Origin of the sequence: Burkholderia sp. MSMB1826 (assembly GCF_001526325.1) — a bacterium.
GTDB lineage: Bacteria > Pseudomonadota > Gammaproteobacteria > Burkholderiales > Burkholderiaceae > Burkholderia.
This window is the reverse complement of record NZ_LOYN01000022.1, coordinates 354,184-378,357: the sequence shown is the minus strand read 5'-3', so window position 1 is coordinate 378,357 and position 24,174 is coordinate 354,184. Positions and strand designations below refer to the sequence as shown.

Sequence of the window (24,174 nt, the reverse complement as noted above, 5' to 3'; positions counted from 1 at the left end):
CATGCGCGCCGCCTTTCGCCGGCCCTCGCCGAGCATCACGCCGCCGCCGGATACTGCGCCAGCACCCTGTCGCGGATCGACGGCTTGATGTTCGAGTGCGCCATGTCGCCGCGATAGTGCGCGACCACGCGCGGGTTCATCACGCGATACCAGAGCGGCGGTACGTACGCGAGCAGGATCATCGTCGCGTAGCCGGCCGGCAACTGCGGCGCATCGTCGAAGTGGCGCAGCGCCTGGTACGAGCGCGTCGGATTCGCGTGATGGTCGGCGTGTCGCTGCAACTGGTACAGGAACAGGTTCGTGACGACGTGATTGCTGTTCCACGAATGCTGCGGCGTGCAGCGTTCGTAGCGGCCGCTCGGCAGTTTGCGACGACCGAGCCCGTAGTGTTCGACGTAGTTCACGACTTCGAGCAGCGACGCGCCGTAGACGGCCTGGATCACGAGGAACGGGATCGCGATCTTGCCGGCTATCGCGATTGCGATGCCCCACACGACCGCGGTCATCGCCCACGCGTGCAGCACTTCGTTGCGCCAGGTCCACGGCGAATGCCCGAGCCGTTCGAGGCGGGCCTTTTCGAGCCGCCACGCGGAGCGGATGCTGCCGGTCACCGTGCGCGGCAGGAATGCCCAGAACGACTCGCCGTAGCGCGCGCTCGCCGGATCCTCGGCCGTCGCGACGCGCACGTGATGGCCGCGATTGTGCTCGACGTAGAAGTGGCCGTAAGCAACCGGCGCGAGCGTGATCTTCGCGAGCCAGCGTTCGAAGCGGTCGGTCTTGTGTCCGAGCTCGTGCGCGGTATTGATCGAGATGCCCGTCGCGGCGCCGAGCGACAGCGCGAAGCCGACGTAGTCGTACCACGCGAGCGCATGCGTGCCGACGATCCGCACGCACATGAAGAACGCGACGTATTCGACGAAAGTCGCGAGATAGACGATGTACCGGTAATAGCGCTCGCGTTCGAGATGGGGCACGACGACTTCGGGCGGATTGTCGCGATCGTCGCCGATCAGCGTGTCGAGGATCGGGATCACGCCGAACGCGAACAGCGGGCCGAACCACCAGAACACATGAAGGCCCGTCGACAGCGCGAGCTGCGCGGCGAGGATCGGCAGCGTGATCGTCAACGCGCCGAGCAGCCACAGGTAACGCTTGCCATCCGACCAGCCCGAAGCCGGTCCGTCGGTCATTGCCATTGTCTCCCTCCAGTCGGCCGACCCGCGGGCGGCCGCAACATCGTTCGAATCCTCGTGGGCCGCGACGCGCGCGGCAGCCGCCGGATCGCCGTCCGGTTCTGCCTGTTATACGACCGGTGCGCGCGCTTGCCAAACTCCGACGCTAGGCGTGTCGCTCCAAACGACGGGGTGCGTGCGACGTGCGCCGGGGAGGGCCCGACGCGCGCCGATTGAAACATGCCGACGACGGCGGATCGGCCCGCGGCGGCGATGTGTTCGTCGGATGAATGACTCCGCGGGCGGCACGCACCGGCCGGTACGACGCGGTTACAACAAATGTTGCGTTGCAATACGGAAGTCGGCGAAGGAGGGGCGCAGCGGGCTTTTCGTTCGCTTATATTACGTAGCATTACGGTCGCGGCAATGCGACCCAACGCGGCTCGCAACCGGACGACCGCGCGTCGCAAGGAGAACGACGCGAAGCGTCGGATCGCGAGATCGCACGCGCCATCGGCCGGCTTGCGCCGATGCTGCACCTGCACACCGAGCGGCGCATATTGCCGCGGATGACGTCTGCCGCCTTTCGATCCGCGCCGCCATTTGAAAATTACGATTTGACTCATGCCCCGCTTTCGGTTGAAGCTACTAGCTTGCTGTCCGAAGGGGGCTGTGCCTGCATGAGTTCGACCTTGACCGTTCGTCGTATCGCTGCCGATCAGGGCGGCGTGTATCGCGAACTCCGCGCCGCGTCGCTGCGTGAGCCCTACGCACCCGGCGAAGCGCCGGAGGCCGAATTGCTGACCGTCGAAACGGACGAGGCGTCGGCGATTGCCGCGCAGCGCGCCGTGTCCGACGAGTCGACGACTTTCCTGCTGTACACCGAAGGCCACCCGGCCGGCATGATCGGCGCGTATTTCGACAACACCCCCGAGCGGCGCGCGTTCGTCAGCGAATTGTGGGTCGCGCATGCGGTGCGTCACCTGCGCGGCGGCGTGCTGCTGCTGGAGACGGCCACCGCATGGCTCGCCGAGCGCGGCGCCACCGACGTCTACGCGTGGATCGCCGATGCGAACCGCAACGCGATCCGCTTCTACGAGCGTGCCGGCTTCGGCAACACCGGCGAACACGCGCCGATCGCACGGATGCCCGGCGCGATGAAATCGCTGTTCGTGTCGCAGGTGAAGCACTGACGCGACCTCAAAAAGGCCACCGCGTGGCGCGATGACAGCCCGGTCGCCCACCGGCCCGCCCGCTGGCCGGTGGCGCGTCCGCCCGGCTCGCCGCCACGCCTCGTCCCAAAAATAATGGCCGCACGCGTGGACGCCTGTAAAATACGCAAAAAATTTTTGCAGAGTGTCCATGTCGCTTAAAAAATCGCCATTCTTCGAGCTGCGCAGCGGATCGGTCGATACGTTGCTGTTCACCGTGAAGACGACCGATCTCGATGCGTTGCGTACCGAACTGGTCAAGCGCTTCGAAGCGACTCCCGAGTTTTTCGCCGACGATGTCGTCGCGATCGACGTCCGCCGCCTGGCTGACGGCGAACGCGTCGCGCTCGCGGACATCCGGCAGATGCTGAACGACGTGCGGATGCGTCCGGTGGGCGTCGTCGCACTGGCAACGCAGGGCTGGGCGGGGGAAGCCGGCCTGCCGTTGCTGGAGGCGCGCGATCGCCGCGCGCCGGCCGCGAAACCTGCCGACGAAGCGGAACCGGCGGCCGTGCCAGCCGCCGAGACCGCCGCCGCTGCGGCAACCGCAGCGGCGCCCGAACAGTCGTCGGAGCCCGCGCCGACGCTCTCGCAGGCCGGCGGCCAGACGCTGGTGATCGACCGGCCGCTGCGTTCGGGGCAGCAGATTTACGCGAAAGGAGACCTCGTGGTGCTCGCGCCGGTCAGTCACGGCGCGGAAATCATCGCGGAAGGCAATATCCACATCTACGCGCCGTTGCGCGGCCGCGCGCTCGCGGGCGTGCACGGCAATCACGACGCGCGCATTTTCTGCACGTGTCTCGAACCGGAACTGATTTCGATCGCGGGTATCTATCGAACGACCGAGAACCCGCTGCCCGCCGACGTACTGGGCAAATCGGTGCAGATCCGGCTCGAAGAGGAAAAACTGATGATCGAACCGCTGCGCCTGACGTGATTCACGCGGTGCGCTCCGGATCGATCGGCTCTCATTGACGAACACAGGGTATTGGGTAAATGGCAAAAATCATCGTGGTGACCTCGGGCAAGGGCGGCGTGGGCAAGACGACGACGAGCGCGAGCTTCGCGTCGGGCCTCGCGCTGCGCGGCCACAAGACGGCCGTGATCGACTTCGACGTCGGCCTGCGCAACCTCGATCTCATCATGGGCTGCGAGCGTCGCGTCGTGTACGACCTCGTGAACGTGATCCAGGGCGAAGCGAACCTGAACCAGGCGCTGATCAAGGACAAGAAGTGCGAGAACCTGTTCATCCTGCCGGCGTCGCAGACGCGCGACAAGGATGCGCTGACGCGCGACGGCGTCGAGAAGGTGCTGAACGACCTCGTCGCGATGGATTTCGAATACATCGTCTGCGATTCGCCGGCCGGTATCGAGGCGGGCGCGCTGCACGCGATGTACTTCGCGGACGAAGCGCTGATCGTCACGAACCCGGAAGTGTCGTCGGTACGCGACTCGGATCGCATTCTCGGCATCCTGTCGTCGAAGACGAAGCGCGCGACCGAAGGCAAGGAGCCGATCAAGGAACACCTGCTGATCACGCGTTACAGCCCGAAGCGCGTGAGCGAGGGCGAGATGCTGTCGCTCGAGGACATCAGCGAGATCCTGCGCATCAAGCTGATCGGCGTGGTGCCCGAGTCGGAGGCCGTGCTGCACGCATCGAACCAGGGTCTGCCGGCCGTGCACATCGACGGCACCGACGTCGCGGAAGCGTACAAGGACGTCGTCGCGCGCTTTCTCGGCGAGGACAAGCCGCTGCGCTTCACCGATTACCAGAAGCCGGGCCTGCTGCAGCGCCTCTTCGGCAGCAAGTAACGGAGGCCGCCCATGTCCATCCTTTCGTTTCTCCTCGGCGAGAAGAAGAAGTCCGCATCGGTCGCGAAGGAGCGCCTGCAGCTCATCATCGCGCACGAGCGCGTCGGCGGCCGGCCGCCGGCCGATTATCTGCCGGCGCTGCAGAAAGAGCTCGTCGCGGTCATCTCGAAGTACGTTCATATTTCCGACGATGACATTCGCGTGAGCCTCGAGCGCCAGGACGATCTCGAAGTCCTCGAAGTGAAGATCGAGATCCCGCAAGCCTGACGCTTGCGCGTGTCCTTCCGCACGGCGGCGCCCGCCGCCGTGCGCGTCTTACGCCCTGTTGCACTTTCGGGCACGCCGTAACACGGCGCCTGTCGGCCGCAATCGACCCTCCCGCATTGAACGAATACGCTCGCGTCACTTGTTCAACCCGGAGGTTGTGATGGCCGTTTCTACCGTTTCACGTCGTATCGTTTCGCTCGCGCTGTTCGCCGCGGGCCTGTCAGCCGTCGTCGCACCGCTTGCCGCGCAGGCGGACGAGATTCTCGTCGGTGCGCCCGTGATCGCGCCGCAGGGGCGCATGGTCATCGCGGAGCCGGTCGCCGTGCGCACCGAGGAAGTCGTCGTCGTCGCGCCGAATGCGCCGCCGCCCGTGCGCTACGAGGTCGTACCGGCCACGCGCGTGGGCTACGTGTGGGAGCGCGGGCACTGGCACTGGGATCATGGCCGCTACGTATGGATCGGCGGCCACTGGGAAGCCGAGCGCGTGGGCATGCAATGGGTGCCGGGGCATTGGGACCAGCGCGGCCCGAACTGGTTCTGGACGCGCGGCCACTGGGCTTGACGGAGGCGCGCGATGAAAAGAACCGCAATCGCCATCGTGCTCGTCGCGATCACGCTGGCCGGATGCATCGTCGTGCCGGCGCGGCCGGTCTACTACCGGCCGGCGCCCGTCGTGATCTACTGAGCGTCGCGCGGGCCGTGCCGCTGCGCCGAACCGTTTGCGTCGGTCGCAGCCGGCCCGTCATCGTGCGGCGCCGGTGCATGCGCAGCCCTGTCGGCTGCTGCTGCGGTGGCCGGCTCGTTGCCGCCTTCGTCGCGCAGCGTGTCGAGCGGATCGGCGGGGGCGGCGTTTGCGTCCTGGGGTTCGGTCACGTCGGTCACGTTGCTCGCAGCGGCCGCTGCGGTTGCCGCAGCCGGCGCGGCCGCCGCGACCGGCGGCGCGAGATAGCGCTGCGCGAGCGTTTCGTAGAGCGGCGGCGCGAAAAAGCGCGAGACCCGGCTCGATACCAGTGCGGTCGCCATCAGCGAAATCACCAGCGCATGACCGTTGATCATTTCCATCACGATCACGAACGACGTGATCGGCGACTGCGTGACGGCGGCCAGATAACCGACCATCGCGAGCGCGATCAGCATCGGCAGGCTCATGTGGGTGAACACGGCATGCAGCAGATTGCCGAAGCCGGCGCCGATCGACAGCGACGGCGCGAAGATCCCGCCCGGAATGCCCGGCAGGTACGACGCGACCATCGACACCATCTTCAGGAACGGATAGAACACCGACAACTGCTGGCTGCCGTCGAGCAGGCCGCGCGCCTCGGCGTAGCCGCTGCCGAACGTCGTGCCGCCCGATACGAGGCCCACGACGGCGATCGCGAAGCCGCACAGTGCGGCGAACGCGACCGGCCGCTCGCGATACAGGCTCAGCAGTTGCGCGGGCAGCCAGCGCCCCGTATTGAGCAGCAGCCAGCAGAACAGCCCGCCCGCGATGCCCGTCACGATCGCGGTGACCAGCACCGCGACCGCCAGCAGCTTCGGGAAATGGAGACCGGTGTCGATCGTGCCGAAATACGTGTAGTTGCCGTTCAGGCCGAGCGCGACGACGCCGGCGAGGATGATCGCGGTGATCAGTACGCCGCTGGCGCGCGCGGAGAAGCTGCGGGTCAGCTCCTCGATCGCGAACACGATCCCGGCGAGCGGCGTATTGAACGCGGCCGACAGCCCGGCCGCCGCGCCGGCCAGCACCAGCTGGCGTTCGATCTGCGCGTTCGAGCGCGGGTAGAAGCGCCGCAGGTTGAACATCAGCGCTGCGCCGACCTGCACCGTCGGCCCTTCGCGGCCGATCGTGAAGCCGCCGAGGATACCGAGGAGCGAGATCAGCACCTTGCCGAACAGGATGCGCAGCGTCAGCAGCCGGGCGCCGAATGCGCTCGGGCGCGCATGCAGCGTCGCGATCACCTGCGGGATGCCGCTGCCCTCGGCGCCGCGGAAGAAACGGCGCGTGATCCATACCGACATCGCGGCGATCGCCGGCGTCAGCAGCAGCGGCAGCCAGACGGCGTGATCGCGCATCGTGCGGAAAGTCTCGTAGCCCCAGTCGATCAACCGGGCGTACAGTACGGCGGCGAGGCCGACGACGATCGCGCCGAGCCAGAAAACACCGTATTGACGCCAGATTCGCAGCGAGCGGCGGGTGAGGGCGGGGAACAGCGAGGGAAGGGCGGGGCGCGGCATTGGCTCGGGCCGGAGGCAAAGAGTGAATTATAAAAAGAACCCGATGCCAGCGGGGGCGACAAACGCCTGCGAGGCGCGACAAAAATTCACAAAGGAGATGCAATTTGTTGCAAATGTAATGCGGGCGTAATGTTTGCGCACAGAAACCGTCGTTAGCATGCCGAATGGCCAGTCAGGAATTCCCGTACATCGTGAAACGCATCCTCATCGTGAAAGTGACGTCGCTCGGTGACGTCGTCCAGACGCTGCCCGTCGTCGCCGACCTGCATCGCGCCTTCCCCGGCGTGACGGTCGACTGGGCCGTGGACGAATCGTGCGCGGAGGTCGTGCGTTGGCATCCGGGCGTGAGCGCCGTGCTGTGCGCGCCGCTGCGCCGCTTCAAGAAAATGCGCAACGTCGCCGACCTGAAGGCGATCTCCGCTTCGATCGGTGCGTTGCGTGCGCATCGGTACGACGCCGCCATCGATCTGCACGGCGTCTACAAGAGCGCGATCATTTCGTCGCTGGCGCGTGCCGCGCGCCGCGTCGGCTACCAGACGCAGGATCTCGGCGAAACGGGCGCGCGCTTCGCGTATTCGCACCGTTTCGGTCCGCGGCCGGACTGCGATGCATGGCACGGGATGCGCGTGAGTGCCGGCGAAGCGCTCGGCTATGTGCCCGAAGGGCCTGCCACGTACGGCATCGTCGCACCGCAGGATGCGAGCCTGCCGGCCGCCGTGACCGACGGCGGGCCGTTCATGTTGCTGTTCCATGCAACGTCCAATCCCGACAAGAAATGGCCGGCCGAGCATTGGGCCGCGCTTGCCACGCAGATGATGGCGCGCGGCGTGCGCGTGCTGTTGCCGTGGGGATCGGCGGCCGAGCACGACGATGCGCGGGATATCGCCGCCCGTGCGCCGGGTGCGATCGTGTTACCGGCGATGACGGTGCGCGAGCTCGGCGCGGCGCTTGGCCGGGCTGCGCTCGTGGTGGGGGTCGATACGGGGTTCGTGCACATGGCGCATGCCCTGCAGCGGCCGACCGTGATGATTTTCGTCGCGACGTCGCGTCACCATTGCGGCATCGGCGGCGCGCCGAATGCGCTGTCGATCGGCGAGCCGGGCGCGATGCCGACCGTCGGCGAGGCGCTGGACGCGATCGATACGGTGTGCCCGGCCTACGGCGCGTTGCGCGCGCGGCTGTCCGCCTGACGCGGCGCGGCGGCCGCGATCAGGCCAGCAACATCTCGACCGTGACGACGGCGGCAATGGCTGCCAGATTCGCCAGCAGCGCCTCGAACACGAGGCCGCGCCAGGTCTTCGGCCGGAACCGCAGCGCGAGCAGCAGCGCGCCACCCAGCGCGAGTGCGAGGATCAGGATCAGATCGGCATTGGCGAGGCGGATGTTCATGGCGGCGGCTCCTGTCGGGGCGGGATCACCGGGCGCGTAACGCCGCGCCCAGGATCGAGTATAGAGCGCGCTCGCCGCCGTACAACCCGGGTCGCCCCGGAGGGTCAGACGAGCGACGCGTCTCGCGTTTCGCGCATCAGCAGTACGCCGATCAGGCTGATCGCCGCCGCCACCGACACATAACCGCCGACCCACGACAGCCCGCCATGCGCAGCCAGCAGTTGCGCGATATACGGTGCGATCGATGCGCCGAGAATCCCGCCGAGGTTGTACGCGACGCCCGCGCCCGTATAGCGGACGTTGGTCGGGAACAATTCCGGCAGCAGCGCGCCCATCGGGGCGAACGTCACGCCCATCAGAAACAGCTCGATCGTCAGGAACAGCGCGACGAGCGGCATCGAGCCGCTGCCGAGCAGCGGCGCCATCGCGAATCCCGACAGCAGCGCCGCGATCGCGCCGACGACCAGCACCGGCTTGCGCCCGAAGCGGTCCGACGCCCATGCGGACAGCGGCGTCGCGAGGCCCATGAAGACGACCGCGAAGCAGAGCAGGCCGAGGAAGCTCTGGCGCGGAATGTGCAGCGTCGACACGCCGTACGACAGCGAGAACACCGTCGAGATGTAGAACAGCGTGTAGCAGACGACCATCGCGAGCGCGCCGAGCAGCGTCGGCTGCCAGTGCTGCGTGACGAGCGTCGCGACCGGCACGCGCACCCGCTCGTTGCGGTCGAGTGCGGCCTGGAACGCGGGCGTTTCGGCGATCTTGAGTCGCACGTACAGGCCGAGCGCGACGAGCACCGCGCTGACGAGGAACGGGATGCGCCAGCCCCAACTGCGGAACTGCGCGTCGGACAACGACAGCGCGAGCGCGAAGAACAGCCCGTTCGACATCAGGAAGCCGACCGACGGCCCCAGTTGCGGGAACATCCCGAACCAGCCGCGCTTGCCCTGCGGCGCGTGCTCGGTCGCGAGCAGCGCCGCACCGCCCCATTCGCCGCCGAGGCCGATCCCCTGGCCGAAGCGCAGTACGCACAGCAGTACTGGCGCGAGCGCGCCGATCGCGTCGTAGCCGGGCACGAAGCCGATCGCGGTGGTGGACACGCCCATCACGAGCAGCGATGCGACGAGCGTCGACTTGCGGCCGATGCGGTCGCCGAAGTGCCCGAACAGGAACGAGCCGATCGGGCGCGCGATGAACGCGATGCCGAACGTGACGAACGCGGACAGCGCCTGGGCGGTCGCCGAACCGTGCGGGAAGAAGACGGGGCCGATGACCAGGGCGGCGGCCGTCGCGTACACGTAGAAATCGTAGAACTCGATCGCGGTGCCGATGAAGCTCGCGAACACGATGCGCCGGTGGCTGACGGCGCCGGCCGAACCGGTTGCGTGTGCAACGGCCGGGGGGGATGCGGACATGGATGTCTCCGTTTTGTCGTTGGGGCGGTCGGCCGAGCATGCACTCGGGCAGGCGACTGCCTGCCGGGAGCAGCCGGGCAGAGGATGATGCGGATGACGCGGTGGCGGCGTGGACGCGCGCCGTGGCGCGGACGTCACCCGCCGGTCGACGATGGAGACGGGTACGTCGCCGCCCGGTGCCGGCGTGGTCGGCTCGCTTGCCGGGTGGGGCGCGCGAACGCACGCGCGGCGTGATGGCCGCGCGAGTGCGGAAAATTATAGCCAGCGCCGCCGCTCACCCGCAATCGGGTCGCGGCGGCGCGTCAATCGATCGATTGCGCCTGCGCGGACGCGGTGCTTTGCAGCTGGAAGTGACCGTCGTCGTTGAAGAGCCAGCCTTCCATCAGTTCGAGCCGGCCGTTGCCGTCGAGCAGCCGCGACGGCGGCGCCGGCAGCGGCGCCGCGCGGCGCAGCGACGCGAGCGCCAGCGCTTCCGCTTCGCTGTCGCCGTTGCTGCGATAGACGGATGCATTGACGACGCGGCCGCTGCCGTCGACGGTGAAGGCCACGACGACGAGCGAACGCAGCATGGCCTGTGGCGTGCCGCGCAGCATCCCGGACGGATTGCGTTCGGCGACACGATGGGCGACTTCGACGCGATACTGGTCGAGGCTGCCGCTGCGTGTGACCGACGGAATCGTCAGGACCGAGCGTAGCGACGAAGGTGGCGTGATCGTGCACGCGGCAAGCAGGGCGACGGCGGCCAGCGCGGCAACACGCAGCCGGGCGACGCGCGGACGAAGAAGGGGGCGCATGAGGTGATGGCCAGGAGGGACGATAAAAAAATGATAGGCGCACCGACGCGAGGCGATATGGGGAGAAACGCATAGCGCGCGGGAGCGGTCGCGGCGATCGCTGATGATGGTGGCCGGGCGCCGCGTCGGGCTACGTGCGTCGTGCAGCGTGTGTCCCGATGTGACGCGACATGTGACAGCGTCCGTGGGGGGCGCACGTTGCGAGGTCGCAAGCCGCAGCATGCCGCGATCGTCCGGCCGGGCGGCGCGATTGACCTATGCGGCAACCTCGGCCGTCCGTCCGCGCGATCGCAGGCGATGCGGGCCGGCCGCGTCAGAAGCCGTGCGTCACGAGCGACAGTACCGACAGATCGGGGTGCGTGCCGTCGATGATGCTCTTGCCGATGTGCACGGCTTCGTGGGCGGCCTCGTCGAGGCTCGCGAAGCTTTCCTCGCCGTCCGCGTGGAACGGCACCGCATGGCCGGGCAGCGCGGGATTCGCGCCCGGATGACACACGTAGCCGGTGTAGGTATAGCGCGTGTCGCTACCGGGCATCGCGGCCGGCACGACATGGATCTCGAAGCCTTCGTAATCGACGTGGTCCGTCGCGGTCGACAGGTCGGTCATGGCGATCTCCGTGTGCCGCACGCAAGGGTGGCGCGTGCGGCATCGAATACGCGGCGGCGTTCGTGTCGCCGTGTTGAACGAATTCTAGGCGATGGCGGGGCGGGTCGGGAGGCGTGCGGCGGTGTGCGGCGACCTCCGGCCGGGCACACATACCACGCCGATTCGGCGCCGACGATCGGGCGCCGATTCCATTGGCGAGCGACGGAAACGGGGATTGTCGTATTGATCGCGTGCGGCGTGTTCGTGTCCGGCGCCGCCGCCCCGGCTTGCCAGCCAGGTGCCGCGCAGGGCGCGGCACAAACGCGCGTTCCGACTCGATCGACAGGCGTGTCGCACCGCGACATCGCTACTTGCAGCGCGCGTCCTTGCGTTGCACGACGACGATCACCGGATACTTCTGGCCGTGATCGAGCTCCACGCGCGCGACGACGGTCAGCGTCGCGGGATCGGAATCGTCGTACACGCTGACCTGTTCGTTGCGGAGGTAGGTCACGCCGGTGCAGTTCGACGTGCGTCCGTCGTCGCCCACCTTGCACTGAAGCTCGTTGTCTTTCAGGTAGTTGTACGGCGACGGGCTGGCGAGATATTCGCTCAGGCCGCGCGGCGAACCGCCGACGCCGGTTACGTACGCGATCGCGCACGACGCCTGCGCGTCGCTGCCGGCGGCGGTGTCGGCCGCCGCATGCGTGCTGACGGTGGCCAGCACCGCGACGAGCGACGAGACGAGGAAGGGCTTCATGACGTGGATTTCCCGTTTCGCGAATCGGAGCGCGGGATTGTAACGGCATCCGGCGGGACGCGTCGGAACGTGCGGCGCGCACGTGTGCGGCCAAACAAAAACCCCGTCATTCCGGGAATGGACGGGGTTGGGCGAACTTCCTGGCGGAAGCGGTGAGATTCGAACTCACGGACAGTTTCCCGTCGCTGGTTTTCAAGACCAGTGCCTTAAACCGCTCGGCCACGCTTCCACACGAGGCGGCATTGTAACCGAAATGCCGCCGCGTTCATTCGATCAGTCGTCGCGCAGGAACAATTCCTGCAGGTCGTTGAGGAAACGCTGGCCGAGCGGCGTCGGCGCGATCCGGGTGAAATCGCGCGTGATCAGTCCGCGCCGCTCCGCTTCCTTCAGCGCCGGCTCGATCGTGCTCATCGGCAGGCCCGTGCGTTCCGCGAAGCTGTGCACGGGGAAGCCCTCGACGAGCCGCAACGTGTTCAGCATGAATTCGAACGGTAGATCGCGCGCGCCGACTTCACGCTCTTCCTGCACGGCCGTGCCGGCCTTCGCCTGCTCGATGAAGGTCGCCGGATGCTTGTAGCGCGCCTGCCGCAGGATCCGGTTCGGGAACGACAGCTTCGTATGGGCGCCCGCACCGATCCCGAGATAGTCGCCGAAGCGCCAGTAATTCAGGTTGTGCTTGCACTGATGATTCGGCTTCGCGTACGCGGACACTTCGTAGCGTCCGTAGCCGGCTTCGGCCGTGCGCGCATGAATCCATTCCTGCATGTCGGCCGACGCGTCGTCGTCGGGGACGACCGGCGGGAACTTCGCGAACAGCGTATTCGGCTCGAGCGTCAGGTGATACAGCGACAGGTGCGGCGGCGCGAACGACAGCGCGGTCTCGATGTCGGTGCGGCATTCGTCGAGCGTCTGGTTCGGCAGCGCGAACATCAGGTCGAGGTTGAAGTTGTCGAAGTTCTGCGCGGCGATCTCGACGGCCGCGCGTGCCTGCGCGGTGTCGTGAATCCGGCCGAGCGCCTTCAGGTGCGCCTCGTTGAAGCTCTGGATGCCGACCGACAGGCGGTTCACGCCGCTTGCGCGGAACTGCGCGAACTTCGCGGCTTCGAACGTGCCCGGATTCGCCTCGAGCGTGATCTCGGCATCGGCGTCGAGCGGCAGCAGCGCACGCACGTCGGACAGCATCCGGTCGAGGCCGGCCGCCGACAGCAGGCTCGGCGTGCCGCCGCCGATGAACACGGTATGCACCTGCCGCCCCCACACGAGCGGCAGCGCCTGCTCGAGGTCGGCACGCAGTGCGTCGAGATAGTCGGCTTCCGGAAACCGCTCGCCTTTCCATTCGTGCGAGTTGAAATCGCAGTACGGGCACTTGCGCACGCACCACGGGAAATGCACGTACAGCGCGAGCGGCGGCAGCGACGTGAGGCGCACCTGGCCGGGCGACGTGAAGGTCGCGACGACGCGTGCGCCGGTTTCCGCGGCCTGGCTCATGCCACCTCCCGCGGCGAAGCGATATCGGGTACGGTCATGCTTCCTCCGCGAGCCGGGCGAGCAGTGCCTTCAGCGCCAGCGCGCGATGGCTGTGCGTGTTCTTCACGGCCGGCTCGAGTTCGGCGGCCGTCGCGCCGAGCGACGGCAGGTAGAAATACGGGTCGTAGCCGAATCCGTGTTCGCCGCGCGGCGTATCGACGATCTCGCCGGCCCAGCGCCCTTCGGCGAACAGCGGTTCCGGATCGTCCGCATGGCGCACGAGCGCGAGCACGCAGCAGTAGTAGGCGCGCCGGTCGTCGACGCCGCGCAACTGCTCGACGAGATACGCATTGTTCGCCGCGTCGCCCTTGGCGCGGCCCGCGCGCTGCGCGTAGCGCGCCGAATAGACGCCCGGCGCGCCGCGCAGCACGCGCACGCACAGGCCGGAATCGTCGGCGATCGCCGGCAGCCCGGTGAGCCGCGATGCGTGGCGCGCCTTGGTCAGCGCGTTCTCGATGAACGTGCCGAACGGCTCTTCCGCCTCCGGCACCGCGAGGTCGCCCTGCGGGACGATCTCGATGCCGACCGTCGCGAACAGCGCGGTGAATTCGCGCAGCTTGCCCGGGTTGTTCGATGCGAGCACGATGCGCGACAGCGGCGCGAGGGTGAGGTCGTCAGGCATGGTTCTCGCCCAGGACATCTTTCTGCAGCCGCACGAGCTCGGCGATCCCGCCCTGAGCGAGGTCCAGCAGCGCGTTCATCTCCGCGCGCGAGAACGGCACGCCTTCGGCCGTGCCCTGCACTTCGACGAAGCCGCCCGCGCCCGTCATCACGACGTTCATGTCGGTGTCGCAGCGCGAATCTTCCGCGTAGTCGAGATCGAGCACGGGCGCGCCTTCGTACACGCCGACCGAGATCGCGGCGACATGGTCGGTGATCGGCGAGCGTGCGAGCTTGCCGGCCGCGATCAGCGTCGACACGGCGTCGTGCGCGGCGACGAACGCGCCGGTGATGCTGGCCGTGCGCGTGCCGCCGTCGGCCTGGATCACGTCGCAGTCGATGTGGATCGTGCGCGGGCCGAGCGCCTCGAGATCGAACACCGCGCGCAGCGCGCGGCCGATCAGGCGCTGAATTTCCTGCGTCCGGCCCGTCTGCTTGCCGCGGGCGGCTTCGCGGTCGCTGCGCGTGTGGGTCGCGCGCGGCAGCATCCCGTATTCGGCGGTCAGCCAGCCTTGCCCGCGCTCGCGCAGGAACTCGGGCACGCGCTCGGCGACGCTTGCGGTGCAGAGCACCTTGGTGTCGCCGAATTCGACCAGCACGGAGCCTTCGGCGTGTTTCGTGTAGTGGCGCGTGAGGGCGACCTTGCGCAGTTCGTCGGCGCGGCGGCCGCTCGGGCGGGAAACGGAAGACGTCATGGGAAATCGCGGAAGGGGAGGAAACCCCGATTTTAGCGCCGAACGGCGGGCGTGCCCGGCGGGATGGTCCGCAAAAATGGGATAATGCGCGCTTCCCGCCCCGCGCCTTTCGATGCGCCGGGCGCCTCGATGTATCCCCGCCCGCGAGGGCATCAGACGGCGAGACGAACCATGATCTACAGCATGACGGGCTACGCGAGCGCGACGCGCGAACTCGCGACGGCCACCGGCAACGGCGGCACCAGCGTGTCGGTCGAACTGCGCACCGTGAACTCGCGCTTCCTCGATCTCAATTTCCGGATGCCGGACGACGTGCGCGCGTGCGAACCCGCGCTGCGCGAAATGCTGATGAACAAGCTGTCGCGCGGCAAGGTCGACGTGCGCATCAACCTGCAGCGCGGCGAGCAGGGCATTGGCGCGGGCGCGCTGAATCAGTCGGCGCTCGGCCAGCTTGCCGAGCTCGAACGCGCGGTGCTCGATTCGTTTCCGGGCGTCGGCCGCCTGCGCGCGGGCGAAATCCTGCGCTGGCCCGGCGTGCTCGCCGAGAGCGGGGTATCGGCCGACGCGATCCGCGACGCGGTGCTCGCATGCGGCAAGGAGGCGATCGGCGAGCTCGTCGTCGTGCGTTCGCGCGAAGGCGCGCAACTGGCGACGATGCTGCTGTCGAACGTTACCGAGATGGAGGCGATCGTCGCGCGCATCACGCCGCTCGTGCCGGAGCTGATCGCGAAGCACCAGCAGAAGATCGTCGAGCGGCTGCAGGAAGCGCTTGGCCTCGCGGCGCCCGAAGGCGGCTCGACGGTCGTCACGCGCGAGGAAGCCGCGGAGCGCATCCGTCAGGAAGTGACGATGTACGGGATCCGGATCGACATCGCGGAAGAGCTGTCGCGGCTCACCGCGCACCTGAACGAAACGCGTCACGTGATCGAGAAGGGCGGCCGGGTCGGCAAGCGTCTCGACTTCATGATGCAGGAACTGAATCGCGAAGCGAACACGCTCGGCTCGAAGGCGGCGGCGAAGGAACTCGCCGACGCGTCGATGGCGCTGAAGCTGCTGATCGAGCAGATGCGCGAGCAAGTGCAAAACCTGGAGTAAAAGCAACATGACCGAATCCCATCGCGACGGCCACGCGTCGCATTCGCTGCACGGCGGCGTCTATCCCGGTAACCTGTTCATGGTGGTCGCACCGTCGGGCGCCGGCAAGTCGACGCTCGTGAATGCGCTGCTGTCGAAGGACAGCGAAATCTGCCTGTCGATCTCGTACACGACGCGCAAGCCGCGCCCGGGCGAGCAGGACGGTCAGCACTACCACTTCACGACCGTCGAGGACTTCCGCGCGCGTCACGCGGCGCACGAATTCCTCGAGAGCGCGGAAGTGCACGGCAACTACTACGGCACGTCGCGCGTCTGGATCGAAGAGCAGATGAGGAACGGCCACGACGTGCTGCTCGAAATCGACTGGCAGGGTGCGTTGCAGGTGAAGAAGCAGTTCCGCAACGCGGTCGGCATCTTCATCCTGCCGCCGTCGCTCGATGCGCTCGAGGAGCGCCTGAAGAAGCGCGGCCAGGACGAACCGAACGTGATCACGCGACGGCTGCTGGCCGCCGGCAGCGAGATCGCGCACGCGTCGGAAGCGGAATACGTGGTGATCAACGAGAATTTCGAGCGTGCGCTCGCGGAACTCGAATGCATCGTCGCGGCGACGCGCCTGCGTTTTGCTTCGCAGTACGCGCGACACGCGGAGCTGTTCATCGAGCTCGGCATCCATCTGCCCCACGCGGAATGACGCGGGGCACGAGGGACATAAGGTAGAATAAGGACTATATTCAGAAGGAATTACCAACATGGCTCGCATTACCGTCGAAGACTGCCTGAAGCAAATCCCGAATCGCTTCGAACTGGCGCTCGCCGCCACCTATCGCGCGCGGCAGCTCGCGCAAGGCCATACGCCGAAAATCGAAAGCCGCGACAAGCCGACCGTCGTCGCGCTGCGCGAAATCGCCGCCGGCCAGGTCGGCGTCGAGATGCTGAAGAAGGTGCCGGTGTAACGCGCATCCGGCCCGTTCCAGCCATGTAGTCCCCGCGCGCAACGACTCGACCTGGAGGCGAATATGAGCACCACCCCATCGTCCGCCTCCGCGGATCCGACCACCGAAGCCCCGGCCCAGTCGCCTGCGCGCCAGTACATCGACGCGGTCCTCGAACAGTCCTTCCGGCATCTGTTCGGGCCGACCGCCACACCGGAGCAGCCGCGCAAGCACGGCGTCGTTTCGATCGCGAAACTGACGGCCATGCTTGCCGAATATCTCGCTCCGGACGAAATCAAAGAGGTCAAGGCGGCGTTCCACTTCAGCGACGAAGCCCACCTCGGTCAATATCGCCAGAGCGGCGAGCCCTATATCACCCATCCCGTCGCCGTCGCGGAAATCTGCGCCGGCTGGAAGCTCGACGCGCAGGCCGTGATGGCCGCGTTGCTGCACGACGTGATGGAAGACCAGGGCGTGACCAAGAACGAGCTGGCCGAGCGGTTCGGCCCGAAGGTCGCCGAACTGGTCGACGGCCTGTCGAAGCTCGACAAGATGGAATTCCGCAGCCGCGAGGAAGCGCAGGCGGAAAACTTCCGCAAGATGCTGCTCGCGATGGCGCGCGACGTGCGCGTCATTCTCGTCAAGCTCGCCGATCGCCTGCACAACATGCGCACGCTCGGCGCGGTGCCGATGGAAAAGCGCCGTCGCGTTGCGCGCGAAACGCTCGACATCTACGCGCCGATCGCGCACCGGCTCGGGTTGAACAACACGTATCGCGAGCTGCAGGACATGAGCTTCGCGAACTTCAACCCGCATCGCTACGCGACGCTCGAGAAGGCCGTGAAGGCCGCGCGCGGCAACCGCCGCGAAGTGATCAGCAAGATCCTCGAGGCCGCGCAGCGCGCGATGGCCGACGCGAAGATCGACGCCGAGATCACCGGCCGCGAGAAGACCATCTACAGCGTCTACCGCAAGATGCGCGACAAGCAGCTGTCGTTCTCGCAGGTGCTCGACGTGTACGGCTTCCGGGTCGTCGTCGACAGCCCGCTCGACTGCTACACGTGTATCGGCGCGCTGCACGCGCTGTACAAGCCCGTGCCCGGCAAGTTCAAGGATTACATCGCGATCCCGAAGATCAACGGCTATCAGTCGCTGCACACGACGCTCGTCGGCCCGTTCGGCGCGCCGATCGAGTTCCAGGTGCGCACGCGCAAGATGCACGAGATCGCCGAGGCGGGGGTCGCTGCGCACTGGCTGTACAAGAACGGCAGCGCGGATCTCAGCGACGTGCAGAAGCGCGCGCATCAGTGGCTGAAGTCGCTGCTCGACATCCAGAGCGAAGCCGGCGATTCGAGCGAATTCCTCGAGCACGTGAAGATCGACCTGTTCCCCGACGCGGTCTACGTGTTCACGCCGAAGTCGAAGATCATGGCGCTGCCGCGCGGCGCGACGGCGCTCGATTTCGCGTATTCGATCCACAGCGATCTCGGCAACCAGTGCGTGGCCGTGAAGATCAACAACGAGCTGCTGCCGCTGCGCACCGAATTGAAGAGCGGCGACATCGTCGAGGTGATCACCGCGCCGTATTCGAAGCCGAACCCCGCGTGGCTCGGCTTCGTGCGTACCGGCAAGGCGCGCTCGGCGATTCGCCACTACCTGAAGACGATGCGCCTGAACGAGTCCGTGCAACTAGGCGAGCGGCTCGTCGACCAGAGCCTGAAGGTCTATGGTCTCGCGCTGGCCGACGTCGAGCCGGAAGTGTGGGAGAAGCTCGTGCAGTGGACGGGCAACAAGAGTCGCCAGGAAATCTTCGCGGACATCGGCCTCGGCCGTCGCGTCGCCGCGGTGATGGCCAAGCGCATCGAGGTGCTGATGAGCGGCCGCGACGCGGACGACGATCTCCCGAAGTCCGAGCGGCATCCCGCGCATCACGCGCCGCCGGTCGTGATCACCGGCACCGAAGGGATGTCCGTGCAGTTGTCCGCCTGCTGCCGGCCGATCCCCGGCGACGCGATCATGGGTTACATCGGCATCGGTCTGGGCATGGCGATTCATACGACGGATTGCCGTGTCGCGCAGCGCATCCATCGCCGCGATCCGGGGCGCTGGATCGACGTCGAATGGGCGCCGCAGCCGGGCCGCCTGTTCGATGTCGCGGTGAAGGCGCTCGTGAAGAACACGAAGGGCATCTTCGCGCGCGTCGCGGCGGATATCACGTCGGCCGACGCGAACATCGTCCATATCGCGATGGACGAGGATCTGACGCACGAATCGACGGTGCTGCGCTTCGTGATCCAGGTCAGCGACCGCGTGCATCTCGCGAACGTGATGCGGCGCGTGAGAACCAATCCGGACGTGATGCGGATCATGCGCGAGCGTTCGACCGACGACGGCGCGCACGCGCGCCATGACGGCGGCATGCGCATCGAGCGCGAGCGGCAGGATTACTGACGCAGGCGCTCCTTGGTGGCGGGCGAATTCGACGATCGACGGACGGCGGCCTATGGCCGCCGTTTTCATTGGAGCTTGCTGAAACGCGGCCGACGTTGCCGGCGGCGTCCGGACTGATGGCGCGAGCGAGGGGGAGGTGGGCGCAAAAAGAAAAAGGGCTTTCCCGGAGGAAAGCCCTTTTAAGGTGGCGCGGCTGGCAGGATTCGAACCCACGACCCCTTGGTTCGTAGCCAAGTACTCTATCCAACTGAGCTACAGCCGCACGCAAAACGGTACTGCTTCAACTGTCGGAGCCTTCTGCGATGGGAAGGCCCCCAAAAAAGTGGCGCGGCTGGCAGGATTCGAACCCACGACCCCTTGGTTCGTAGCCAAGTACTCTATCCAACTGAGCTACAGCCGCACGCAAAAACAAACTTCTACTGCTTCGAACTGAAAGGGCCTTCGGTTCGGAAGGCCCTCGAAAAAGTGGCGCGGCTGGCAGGATTCGAACCCACGACCCCTTGGTTCGTAGCCAAGTACTCTATCCAACTGAGCTACAGCCGCACGCAGAAGCGGAAGTATAGCAGAGTCATATAAAAAGGGAAGCCTTATTCGCGAATAAGGTGGCATGGCCTTGGTCGACCGCCCTTCGTGTACCCTTGGGGGATCAGTCATCCACGTTGAATCTGCATCATGAACAAGGCGTTTGTCAAAGAATCGGACGGTGACGACGACGATCTCGACCAGGCTCAACCCGCGATTCCGGCGGGCGCGAAGAACTACATCACGCCGGCCGGCCACAAGCGGCTGCGCGACGAGCTGCTGAACCTGATCGACGTCGAGCGTCCCGAGGTCGTGCGGCTCGTATCGTGGGCCGCGTCGAACGGCGACCGGTCGGAAAACGGCGACTACATCTACGGCAAGCGGCGGCTTCGCGAGATCGACCGCCGGATCCGCTTCCTGACGAAACGGCTCGACCTCGCCGAAGTCGTCGACGCGAGCCGGCAGGAGAACGTCGATCAGGTGTTCTTCGGCGCGACGGTCGATTACGAGACGCCGGACGGCGAGGATCACACGGTGACGATCGTCGGGATCGACGAGGTCGATCTCGACCGCGGCTGCGTCAGCTGGATTTCGCCGGTCGCACGCGCGCTGATCAAGGCGAAGATCGGCGATACCGTCACGCTGATGACGCCGGCCGGCCCGCAGCCGATCGATATCCTCGATGTGCGTTACCCGGCCGCGGACAGCGGGACGTGAACCCCGTGGCCGGCCCTTCGCCGGGCAGTCCGGCCATCGGCGAGACCTCTTCGCGAAAAAAAAGCGCCTCGCGAGGCGCTTTTTTGTGCCGAAGCCGCTCCGGTCAGAAACGGTGACGCAGGCCGGCAGTCACCGCGATCTGCTTGTTGGTCGACGAAGCGCCGCCGAGACCATTGACATAGGCGCCGAGGCCCAGGCCGTCCGTGCTGACTCGCTGATACACGCCTTGCACATACACGTCGGTTCGCTTGGACAGCGCATAGTCGGTCTGCAGGTTGAATTGATTCCAGCCCGGATGGCGGCCGTCCAGGAAGCCGGCGGTGTACGTGTACGACCCGGCCAGCGACAAGGCCGGCGTGAGCGCGTAGCGGGCGTTGACTTCGTAGTTGTTGAAGCGGGCGAACGTGCCGTCGAGGGCCAGACCGTTCGACACGCCCGACGCACCCGCCGAGATGCCGAGCGCCCGGTTCACGCGCGATTGCGTGAATACGAAGCCGGCCGTGGCCGGGCCGAACGTGTAGTTCAGGCCGCCGCCGAACACGCGCTGACGCTTGCCGACGAACGTGTTGTCGCCTGCCACTGCGCCGGCGCTGTTGGTGACCGCAGCCGACGTGAGGCCCGAGATGTCGTTGTTCAGCTGCAGGTAGCCGGCGCCGATATTGAAGCCGGCGTAGGAATACGACACGCCCGCGCTGTATGCGCGATTGTTCGAGAACTGGCTGCTGTTCGAGAAGCCGTACAACGCGCCGAACTTCAAGCCGCCGAAATTGACGCTCGTATATTTGACCGAGTTATTGATCCGGAACGAATTGTTCAGGTTGTCGTTATCGAACGGGTGGGCAAACTGGGTGCCGCCGAATTGCGTGCCGGTCAGCGACAGCGGCCCGATGTAGTCGACGACGCTATCGTACTGGCGACCGAGGGTGACGGAGCCGAACTGGTCTTGCGACAGGCCGACGAACGCCTGGCGGCCGAATTCGCGGCCATTCTGGCCGAGCGTGCCGTTGGCGATGTTGAAGCCGTTTTCCAGCACGAAGATCGCTTTCAGGCCTCCGCCGAGATCTTCCGTGCCGCGCAGGCCCCAGCGGCTGCCGTTGATCTGGCCGCTGCGTTCCGACCATGAGCTGTGCCCGCCCTGATTGTTCGTGTAGGTGATGCCAGCATCGATCAGGCCGTACAGCGTCACGCTGCTTTGAGCATGGGCTGCGGTAACGAACACGCCCGACAACGCGGTGACGATCAGGGTTTTTTTCATGGATATGTCTCCAAACACGATGATGTCGATCGAACCTGCGGTGGACTGGCGGTGGTTTGCTTGACGCTGTAGCCGGTCCGGCAGAACGGCGGTGCGCTTATCAGAAAGCCGTCTGCAGTGTACGGAGTGTGCGGAGCAGGGGTGTCTTACGCTTTAAGAAATAATATATTTTGGAATCCGCAAAAATCGGAAAAACCGCGCAAACGGTTGCCCAGCAAGGGTTTGTGGCGGTGCAGCGAAGAGAAATGACGATCAGGACTGCCGAGGGGGCGTTGCGTGATTGCGACAGACGGTCAGTGGAGGGCGGGGGCCGCTATAGCGCGATTATTGACACATCGGCAATAGAGGTTTGTGTGGAGCATGGATAATGAAAGGTAGTTCTCTCGCTATACTGCGATCTCTGCTTTCCGAAGCAGACTTTTTCGTTGACGGAAAAGATCTCCAAACCTTTGTCGGCGCGACTTCCCAGTCGCGCTTTTTTTTGCCCGCTGCCCGGCGCGCTACGGCGTGTACGAGCGGCGCTTGCGCTTGCCCGCAGGCGCGGCGTCTTCTGCCTCGATCGGCGGCGGCGTGTAGGTCCAGTCTTCCATCACGTAGTGACGGGCATCCAGAGGCGATGCGAGCAGGTTCTGCCAGTGATCGCCGTGCCACGTCGTATCGAATTCGGTATCGCACGGCGCTTCGCGCGCGGACTCGGCCAGGGCGCGGGACTTGCGACGTACGCGCCCGAGCCGGCTCGCGAAGCGCATGATTCCGTCCAACCACATGACCCTCTCCTTCCTTTCGGCGTTGATTCAGGATCGCAACGTCACCGGATTTCCGCAACCCGGAAAAAACCCGAGGATTTTACCGAATCGATTTGTCCCCGGTAGGAATTTCACGCTCCGGATTAATGACGATCCGGTCCCGGTAATATTGACAGGTTCTTGATGCGCATCAATTAATTAAAGGCGATGGTGTACCGATTCCAGTGGTATTAGCGTCTTTTGGAGAAAGCGTTCGCTAAAAATTTTCTTGACGCGCCCGGATCGTCCAATTTATAAAGTCAGCACTCCGTCCTCGGGCGGAGCGCTGGTACGGGTGCTGGCGCGATGTTTCGGGATTTCGGGAAACGGCTATAAAAATAGCTTTTTTGATCTTATCGAGTGGGGAACGAAGACATGGATACCGGTATCGTGAAATGGTTTAACGATGCTAAAGGTTTTGGCTTTATTACGTCGGACAATGGCGGTGAAGATTTGTTTGCGCACTTTTCCGAAATCCGGATGGACGGCTTCAAGACGCTGAAGGAAAACCAGCGTGTTTCGTTCGAGGTCAAAGTCGGGCCGAAAGGCAAGCAGGCGGCGAATATCCAGGCGGTCTGACGCGCCTCGCATTGCCGATCACGTCCGGCCCCCGCATCGCGGGGGCTTTTTGTTTTCCGGGGACGGAACGAGCCGTCCGGGCTGGCCGCGAGTACGCATGCCGGTGCATACTCATGGAAGCATCGTTTCCCTGCCTTTTCATGTCCGATTCCCGTCCGTCCGATCCCGCCAGCGAGCAGCCGCTCGTCTTCGTCGACCTTGAAACCACCGGCGGTTCGCCCGCCGACCACCGGATCACCGAAATCGGCGTGGTCGAAATCGGACCGCTCGGCGTGTCGACGTGGACGAGCCTCGTCAATCCGGGGCAGGCGATTCCGCCCTTCATCCAGCAACTGACGGGCATCTCGGACGCGATGGTGCGCGATGCGCCGACGTTCGCATCGCTCGCGCCGGCGCTGTTCGAGCGGCTCGACGGCAAGCTGTTCGTCGCGCACAACGCGAGCTTCGACCGCGGTTTCCTGCGCGCCGAGTTCGAGCGTGCCGGCCTGGCGTTCAATCCCGATGTGCTGTGCACGGTGCGGCTGTCGCGCGCGCTGTTTCCGCGCGAATCGCGGCACGGGCTCGATGCGTTGATCGAGCGGCATGGGCTCGTTCCGGCCGCGCGCCACCGGGCGCTGGCCGATGCCGACCTGCTCTGGCAGTTCTGGCGCCAACTGCACGACATCGTGCCGCTCGAGCGGCTGCGCGACCAGATCGCGCGGACGACACGCCACTTCCGTTTGGGCGGCGACCTGACCGAGGCCTGGCTGGATACCGCGCCGGCAGGGTGCGGCGCGTATGCGCTCTTCGGCGAGCGTGACGAAGCGCTGTATGTCGGCCGCAGTGTGCGCGTACGGCAGCGGCTGCGCGCGCTGTTGACCGGCGAGCGCCGCTCGTCGAAGGAAATGCGGCTGGCGCAGCAGGTGCGCCGCGTCGAATGGCGCGAGACCGGCAACGAGCTGGGGGCGATGCTTGCCGAAGCGCAATGGATCGCCCGCTTGCGTCCGTCGTACAACCGGCGTCCGGCAGCCGACGGCGCTCGCGGGGGCGGTGCGCCCTGGCCGTTCGAAGGCGCGGTCGCGTTCGAGGCGAGCGGCGAGCGCCGCCTGTTTCATGTGATCGACGGCTGGTGCTATCTCGGTTCGGCGGAATCGCTCGATGCAGCCGCACGGCTTGTGGCCGACGCGGCGGGCGGCGCGTTCGAACCCTTCACTCATCGCCTGCTGCAGACGCATCTCGCGCGCGGCCTGCAAATGATTCCGCTCATGGCGCTGACGCCGGCGGACTGAGTGCCCGACAACTGCACGGTCTAGTCTGGCTACGTTCAGACTTTACC

Annotated in this window: 25 protein-coding genes and 4 tRNA genes; 13 read left to right on the top strand and 16 right to left on the bottom strand. The window is 66.0% G+C overall.

All coding sequences use genetic code 11. The features are described 5' to 3' along the window. Positions 1-35: 35 nt before the first annotated feature. Positions 36-1,196: an alkane 1-monooxygenase gene (locus WS95_RS14015; protein ID WP_059824281.1), complete on the bottom strand. Its 1,161-nt coding sequence runs from the start codon at positions 1,194-1,196 to the stop codon at positions 36-38. A 545-nt stretch (positions 1,197-1,741) separates the two neighbouring features. Between WS95_RS14015 and WS95_RS14010 the strand changes: the two genes are divergently transcribed. From WS95_RS14010 to WS95_RS13990, 5 genes are all read left to right on the top strand, one after another. Beyond that, the gene (locus tag WS95_RS14010) at positions 1,742-2,365 is read left to right on the top strand and encodes a GNAT family N-acetyltransferase (protein WP_257127820.1); all 624 of its coding nucleotides are present in this window, start codon (positions 1,742-1,744) and stop codon (positions 2,363-2,365) included. A gap of 169 nt (positions 2,366-2,534) precedes the next feature. Further along, entirely contained in the window at positions 2,535-3,320 is a 786-nt protein-coding gene (minC, locus tag WS95_RS14005; protein WP_059499921.1) for a septum site-determining protein MinC, read from the top strand. 59 nt (positions 3,321-3,379) lie between these two features. Beyond that, positions 3,380-4,195, top strand: coding sequence for a septum site-determining protein MinD (minD, locus tag WS95_RS14000; RefSeq protein WP_006476635.1), 816 nt, complete (start codon positions 3,380-3,382; stop codon positions 4,193-4,195). Between the two features lie 12 nt (positions 4,196-4,207). Continuing rightward, entirely contained in the window at positions 4,208-4,462 is a 255-nt protein-coding gene (gene minE / locus WS95_RS13995) for a cell division topological specificity factor MinE (protein ID WP_006476634.1), read from the top strand. A 160-nt stretch (positions 4,463-4,622) separates the two neighbouring features. Beyond that, positions 4,623-5,024 (top strand): YXWGXW repeat-containing protein, encoded by a 402-nt coding sequence (locus WS95_RS13990; RefSeq protein WP_059824279.1) that lies wholly within the window; start codon positions 4,623-4,625, stop codon positions 5,022-5,024. 116 nt (positions 5,025-5,140) lie between these two features. Here WS95_RS13990 and WS95_RS13985 read toward each other — a convergent pair whose 3' ends face one another. Further along, positions 5,141-6,697, bottom strand: a complete 1,557-nt coding sequence (locus tag WS95_RS13985) for a chloride channel protein (protein ID WP_034206668.1) — start codon at positions 6,695-6,697, stop codon at positions 5,141-5,143. A gap of 191 nt (positions 6,698-6,888) precedes the next feature. Here WS95_RS13985 and waaC point away from each other — a divergent pair, with 191 nt between their 5' ends. Then, complete coding sequence (waaC, locus tag WS95_RS13980; RefSeq protein WP_059824609.1) at positions 6,889-7,887, top strand: lipopolysaccharide heptosyltransferase I; 999 nt, start codon at positions 6,889-6,891, stop codon at positions 7,885-7,887. Between the two features lie 19 nt (positions 7,888-7,906). Here waaC and WS95_RS13975 read toward each other — a convergent pair whose 3' ends face one another. The 9 genes from WS95_RS13975 to rph form a co-directional block, all read right to left on the bottom strand. After that, the gene (locus WS95_RS13975) at positions 7,907-8,086 is read right to left on the bottom strand and encodes a hypothetical protein (protein WP_034206669.1); all 180 of its coding nucleotides are present in this window, start codon (positions 8,084-8,086) and stop codon (positions 7,907-7,909) included. Between the two features lie 104 nt (positions 8,087-8,190). After that, positions 8,191-9,501, bottom strand: coding sequence for an MFS transporter (locus tag WS95_RS13970; protein WP_034206670.1), 1,311 nt, complete (start codon positions 9,499-9,501; stop codon positions 8,191-8,193). Between the two features lie 302 nt (positions 9,502-9,803). After that, complete coding sequence (locus WS95_RS13965) at positions 9,804-10,295, bottom strand: energy transducer TonB family protein (protein ID WP_059824277.1); 492 nt, start codon at positions 10,293-10,295, stop codon at positions 9,804-9,806. Between the two features lie 313 nt (positions 10,296-10,608). Continuing rightward, positions 10,609-10,902, bottom strand: a complete 294-nt coding sequence (locus tag WS95_RS13960; RefSeq protein ID WP_059824608.1) for a hypothetical protein — start codon at positions 10,900-10,902, stop codon at positions 10,609-10,611. 346 nt (positions 10,903-11,248) lie between these two features. After that, positions 11,249-11,641, bottom strand: coding sequence for a hypothetical protein (locus WS95_RS13955; protein WP_034206673.1), 393 nt, complete (start codon positions 11,639-11,641; stop codon positions 11,249-11,251). Between the two features lie 141 nt (positions 11,642-11,782). After that, positions 11,783-11,870 (bottom strand) — tRNA-Ser (locus WS95_RS13950). Between the two features lie 44 nt (positions 11,871-11,914). Next, complete coding sequence (gene hemW / locus WS95_RS13945; RefSeq protein WP_059779633.1) at positions 11,915-13,129, bottom strand: radical SAM family heme chaperone HemW; 1,215 nt, start codon at positions 13,127-13,129, stop codon at positions 11,915-11,917. Between the two features lie 34 nt (positions 13,130-13,163). After that, positions 13,164-13,790 carry an RdgB/HAM1 family non-canonical purine NTP pyrophosphatase gene (gene rdgB / locus WS95_RS13940; RefSeq protein ID WP_034206675.1) on the bottom strand — a complete coding sequence of 209 codons (627 nt, stop codon included), beginning with the start codon at positions 13,788-13,790 and terminating at the stop codon, positions 13,164-13,166. Next, positions 13,783-14,523 (bottom strand): ribonuclease PH, encoded by a 741-nt coding sequence (gene rph / locus WS95_RS13935; protein WP_059824275.1) that lies wholly within the window; start codon positions 14,521-14,523, stop codon positions 13,783-13,785. Before rph ends, rdgB begins: the two co-directional genes overlap by 8 nt. Positions 14,524-14,694: 171 nt before the next feature. On the opposite strand from rph, the gene WS95_RS13930 reads away from it, so the two are divergent. From WS95_RS13930 to WS95_RS13915, 4 genes are all read left to right on the top strand, one after another. Beyond that, positions 14,695-15,618 carry a YicC/YloC family endoribonuclease gene (locus tag WS95_RS13930; RefSeq protein ID WP_034206677.1) on the top strand — a complete coding sequence of 308 codons (924 nt, stop codon included), beginning with the start codon at positions 14,695-14,697 and terminating at the stop codon, positions 15,616-15,618. 7 nt (positions 15,619-15,625) lie between these two features. After that, complete coding sequence (gene gmk, locus WS95_RS13925; RefSeq protein ID WP_034206678.1) at positions 15,626-16,309, top strand: guanylate kinase; 684 nt, start codon at positions 15,626-15,628, stop codon at positions 16,307-16,309. A 58-nt stretch (positions 16,310-16,367) separates the two neighbouring features. Then, entirely contained in the window at positions 16,368-16,571 is a 204-nt protein-coding gene (rpoZ, locus tag WS95_RS13920) for a DNA-directed RNA polymerase subunit omega (protein WP_006025620.1), read from the top strand. Between the two features lie 63 nt (positions 16,572-16,634). Continuing rightward, entirely contained in the window at positions 16,635-19,001 is a 2,367-nt protein-coding gene (locus tag WS95_RS13915) for a RelA/SpoT family protein (RefSeq protein WP_034206679.1), read from the top strand. A 185-nt stretch (positions 19,002-19,186) separates the two neighbouring features. On the opposite strand, the gene WS95_RS13910 is transcribed toward WS95_RS13915, so the two are convergent. The 3 genes from WS95_RS13910 to WS95_RS13900 all read right to left on the bottom strand — a co-directional run bounded on the left by WS95_RS13910 (position 19,187) and on the right by WS95_RS13900 (position 19,544). Then, a tRNA-Arg gene (locus tag WS95_RS13910) sits at positions 19,187-19,263 on the bottom strand. Between the two features lie 61 nt (positions 19,264-19,324). Continuing rightward, positions 19,325-19,401 (bottom strand) — tRNA-Arg (locus tag WS95_RS13905). A 66-nt stretch (positions 19,402-19,467) separates the two neighbouring features. Further along, positions 19,468-19,544: transfer RNA gene (locus WS95_RS13900), tRNA-Arg, on the bottom strand. 129 nt (positions 19,545-19,673) lie between these two features. On the opposite strand from WS95_RS13900, the gene greB reads away from it, so the two are divergent. Continuing rightward, positions 19,674-20,240 (top strand): transcription elongation factor GreB, encoded by a 567-nt coding sequence (gene greB, locus WS95_RS13895; RefSeq protein ID WP_059824274.1) that lies wholly within the window; start codon positions 19,674-19,676, stop codon positions 20,238-20,240. 103 nt (positions 20,241-20,343) lie between these two features. On the opposite strand, the gene WS95_RS13890 is transcribed toward greB, so the two are convergent. Both WS95_RS13890 and WS95_RS13885 read right to left on the bottom strand, forming a co-directional pair. After that, positions 20,344-21,495: a porin gene (locus tag WS95_RS13890; protein ID WP_034206681.1), complete on the bottom strand. Its 1,152-nt coding sequence runs from the start codon at positions 21,493-21,495 to the stop codon at positions 20,344-20,346. Between the two features lie 500 nt (positions 21,496-21,995). Next, positions 21,996-22,262, bottom strand: a complete 267-nt coding sequence (locus WS95_RS13885) for a hypothetical protein (protein WP_034206682.1) — start codon at positions 22,260-22,262, stop codon at positions 21,996-21,998. 393 nt (positions 22,263-22,655) lie between these two features. Between WS95_RS13885 and WS95_RS13880 the strand changes: the two genes are divergently transcribed. Further along, positions 22,656-22,859, top strand: coding sequence for a cold-shock protein (locus WS95_RS13880; RefSeq protein WP_027783827.1), 204 nt, complete (start codon positions 22,656-22,658; stop codon positions 22,857-22,859). A 140-nt stretch (positions 22,860-22,999) separates the two neighbouring features. After that, positions 23,000-24,127: an exonuclease domain-containing protein gene (locus WS95_RS13875; RefSeq protein ID WP_059824271.1), complete on the top strand. Its 1,128-nt coding sequence runs from the start codon at positions 23,000-23,002 to the stop codon at positions 24,125-24,127. The last annotated feature ends 47 nt before the right edge of the window (positions 24,128-24,174 follow it).

Bases quoted from the DNA above. Each gene is read 5' to 3' on its own strand.
- WS95_RS13960 (WP_059824608.1), bottom strand. From the start codon at position 10,902: ATGACCGACCTGTCGACCGCGACGGACCACGTCGATTACGAAGGCTTC.
- minE (WP_006476634.1), top strand. From the start codon at position 4,208: ATGTCCATCCTTTCGTTTCTCCTCGGCGAGAAGAAGAAGTCCGCATCG.
- WS95_RS13990 (WP_059824279.1), top strand. From the start codon at position 4,623: ATGGCCGTTTCTACCGTTTCACGTCGTATCGTTTCGCTCGCGCTGTTC.
- greB (WP_059824274.1), top strand. From the start codon at position 19,674: ATGAACAAGGCGTTTGTCAAAGAATCGGACGGTGACGACGACGATCTC.
- WS95_RS13915 (WP_034206679.1), top strand. From the start codon at position 16,635: ATGAGCACCACCCCATCGTCCGCCTCCGCGGATCCGACCACCGAAGCC.
- hemW (WP_059779633.1), bottom strand. From the start codon at position 13,129: ATGAGCCAGGCCGCGGAAACCGGCGCACGCGTCGTCGCGACCTTCACG.
- WS95_RS14010 (WP_257127820.1), top strand. From the start codon at position 1,742: ATGACGTCTGCCGCCTTTCGATCCGCGCCGCCATTTGAAAATTACGAT.
- rpoZ (WP_006025620.1), top strand. From the start codon at position 16,368: ATGGCTCGCATTACCGTCGAAGACTGCCTGAAGCAAATCCCGAATCGC.
- WS95_RS13975 (WP_034206669.1), bottom strand. From the start codon at position 8,086: ATGAACATCCGCCTCGCCAATGCCGATCTGATCCTGATCCTCGCACTC.
- rdgB (WP_034206675.1), bottom strand. From the start codon at position 13,790: ATGCCTGACGACCTCACCCTCGCGCCGCTGTCGCGCATCGTGCTCGCA.
- WS95_RS14015 (WP_059824281.1), bottom strand. From the start codon at position 1,196: ATGGCAATGACCGACGGACCGGCTTCGGGCTGGTCGGATGGCAAGCGT.
- minC (WP_059499921.1), top strand. From the start codon at position 2,535: ATGTCGCTTAAAAAATCGCCATTCTTCGAGCTGCGCAGCGGATCGGTC.
- gmk (WP_034206678.1), top strand. From the start codon at position 15,626: ATGACCGAATCCCATCGCGACGGCCACGCGTCGCATTCGCTGCACGGC.
- WS95_RS13885 (WP_034206682.1), bottom strand. From the start codon at position 22,262: ATGTGGTTGGACGGAATCATGCGCTTCGCGAGCCGGCTCGGGCGCGTA.
- WS95_RS13970 (WP_034206670.1), bottom strand. From the start codon at position 9,501: ATGTCCGCATCCCCCCCGGCCGTTGCACACGCAACCGGTTCGGCCGGC.
- WS95_RS13890 (WP_034206681.1), bottom strand. From the start codon at position 21,495: ATGAAAAAAACCCTGATCGTCACCGCGTTGTCGGGCGTGTTCGTTACC.
- rph (WP_059824275.1), bottom strand. From the start codon at position 14,523: ATGACGTCTTCCGTTTCCCGCCCGAGCGGCCGCCGCGCCGACGAACTG.
- WS95_RS13985 (WP_034206668.1), bottom strand. From the start codon at position 6,697: ATGCCGCGCCCCGCCCTTCCCTCGCTGTTCCCCGCCCTCACCCGCCGC.
- minD (WP_006476635.1), top strand. From the start codon at position 3,380: ATGGCAAAAATCATCGTGGTGACCTCGGGCAAGGGCGGCGTGGGCAAG.
- WS95_RS13965 (WP_059824277.1), bottom strand. From the start codon at position 10,295: ATGCGCCCCCTTCTTCGTCCGCGCGTCGCCCGGCTGCGTGTTGCCGCG.
- WS95_RS13875 (WP_059824271.1), top strand. From the start codon at position 23,000: ATGTCCGATTCCCGTCCGTCCGATCCCGCCAGCGAGCAGCCGCTCGTC.
- WS95_RS13955 (WP_034206673.1), bottom strand. From the start codon at position 11,641: ATGAAGCCCTTCCTCGTCTCGTCGCTCGTCGCGGTGCTGGCCACCGTC.
- WS95_RS13880 (WP_027783827.1), top strand. From the start codon at position 22,656: ATGGATACCGGTATCGTGAAATGGTTTAACGATGCTAAAGGTTTTGGC.
- WS95_RS13930 (WP_034206677.1), top strand. From the start codon at position 14,695: ATGATCTACAGCATGACGGGCTACGCGAGCGCGACGCGCGAACTCGCG.